The organism is Arthrobacter sp. JCM 19049, from assembly GCF_001310435.1.
This window is the reverse complement of sequence record NZ_BAXF01000340.1, coordinates 1-2,383: the sequence shown is the minus strand read 5'-3', so window position 1 is coordinate 2,383 and position 2,383 is coordinate 1. Positions and strand designations below refer to the sequence as shown.

The following is a 2,383-nucleotide window of genomic DNA, read 5'->3' as shown; positions in this document are numbered from 1 at the left end:
ACGCGTAGCACCCGGGTCGTCCATGATGACCTGGTCGCAGTGCTGACCTTCCCGGGCCAACTCGTTCCACGAGGTCACCGACCACACATCGGCAGACACTGCCCATTCGGTGGCCAGGATGTCCTGGCTTCCAACGCCCACGGCACCGCGACCCCCGAGGCCAGCAGCTGGCGCGCGGCCCGTCAATCGAGGCTTCCTTGAGCAGGTAAATGCCCTTGATGATCCCCTCAACATCCACGTTTTCCGGCTCGGCCGGCTGGATGATCGGCTCGTTGTACACCGTCAGGTAGTACATCACGTTCGGATCCGGGTGTTCCCCGCCATACATGCGCTCCAGGCCCGAACGCATGATGTGCCCGATCTCGTACCCGTAGGCCGGGTCGTAGGCCACCACCGCCGGGTTGGTCAACGCCAGCAGCGGGGAATGCCCATCAGCGTGCTGCAGCCCCTCACCGGTCAGCGTGGTGCGTCCAGCGGTCGCGCCGATCACGAAGCCGCGGGTCATCTGATCCGCTGCCGCCCAGAACGCGTCCCCGGTGCGCTGGAACCCGAACATCGAGTAGAACACGTAGATCGGGATCAACGCTTACCATGGGTGGCATACGAGGTCCCGGCCGCGGTGAACGAGGCCACCGCCCCGGCCTCGTTGATCCCGGGATGGATCAACTGCCCCGAGGCCGATTCCTTGTACGCCAGCACCAGGTCACGGTCCACCGACAGGTAGTTCTGCCGGCCGGGTTATAGATCTTCTTGGTGGGGAAGAACGAGTCCATCCCGAACGTGCGCGACTCATCCGGCACGATCGGCACGATCCGGTGCCCGAAGTCCTTATCCCGCATCAAGTCCTTGAGCAAACGCACGAACGCCATCGTGGTCGCGGCCATCTGCTTGCCCGACCCGCGCTTGGCGATCTCATAGGACTTCTGCCCAGGCAGGCTGATCCGGGTCTCGGCGTGCGGGCGGCGTTCGGGCAAAAACCCGCCCAGCTCGGCCCGCCGGTCCATCAGGTACTGGTGCTCCTCGGAGTCCTGGGAGGGGACGGTAGTACGGGGGCAGGTACGGGTCGGCTTCCAGCTGCTCATCGGTGATCGGGATCCGCAAATGATCACGGAACCCCTTCAGGTCCTCCAAGGTCAGCTTCTTCATCTGGTGGGTCGCGTTACGGGCCTCGAAATGCGGGCCCAAACCATACCCCTTGACCGTCTTGGCCAGCACCACCGTGGGCTTGCCCTTGAACTCGGTCGCGGCCTTATACGCGGCATACACCTTGTGGTAGTCATGCCCGCCACGCTTCAAATTCCAGATCTCATCATCGGACAGGTGATTGACCAGTTCCTTGGTTTCCGGGCGCTGACCGAAGAAATGCTCACGCACGAACGCGCCGGACTCGGCCTTGTACGTCTGGTAATCCCCATCCGGGTCTGGTTCATCACTTCCACCAGCGCACCGGTGTCATCGGCATCCAGCAGGGCATCCCACTCACGGCCCCACACCACCTTGATCACGTTCCAGCCCGCCCCGCGGAAGAACGCCTCCAGCTCCTGCATGATCTTCCCGTTACCCCGCACCGGCCCGTCCAGGCGCTGCAGGTTGCAGTTGATCACGAACGTGAGGTTATCCAACCGCTCATTGGCCGCCAGCTGCAAGAATCCCCGCGATTCAGGCTCATCCATCTCACCATCACCCAAGAACGCCCACACGTGCTGATCACTGGTGTCCTTGATGCCCCGGTTGTGCAGGTACCGGTTCAACTGGGCCTGGTAAATCGCGTTGGCCGGACCCAACCCCATCGACACGGTCGGGAACTGCCAAAACTCCGGCATCGAGCGCGGGTGCGGGTAGGAGGGCAGGGCATGGCCCTGCTTCGACTTCTCCTGCCGGAAACCGTCCATGTCCTGCTCCGAAAGGCGACCTTCCAAAAACGCGCGCGCGTACATGCCCGGCGAGGCGTGGCCCTGGAAGAAAATCTGGTCCCCACCCCCGGGATGGTCCTGGCCACGGAAGAAGTGGTTGAACCCGACCTCGTACAACGTCGCCGCCCCGGCATAGGTGGAAATATGCCACCCACCCCGATATCCGGGTGCTGGCCACGATGCACCATGATCGCCGCGTTCCAGCGCATGTACGCCCGGTACCGGCGCTCGATCGCCTCGTCCCCGGGGAACACCGGCTCCTGATCCACCGGGATCGTGTTCACATAATCAGTGGTCGTGACCATCGGCACGCCCACCGACTTCGCCCCGGCCCGCTGCAACAACGACCGGATAATGAACTGGGCCCGCTCGGTGCCCTGCGACTCGACCAGCTGGTCAAAGGAATCCAACCATTCCTGGGTCTCTTCCGGATCCCGGTCGGATAACTGATACGTCAGACCACTACGGAT

1 pseudogene is annotated in these 2,383 nt (G+C 63.2%); it reads right to left on the bottom strand.

The annotated features are described in order from the left end of the window. Window positions 1-2,383, bottom strand: a pseudogene (gene aceE, locus JCM19049_RS11865) (pyruvate dehydrogenase (acetyl-transferring), homodimeric type); the annotation flags it as partial.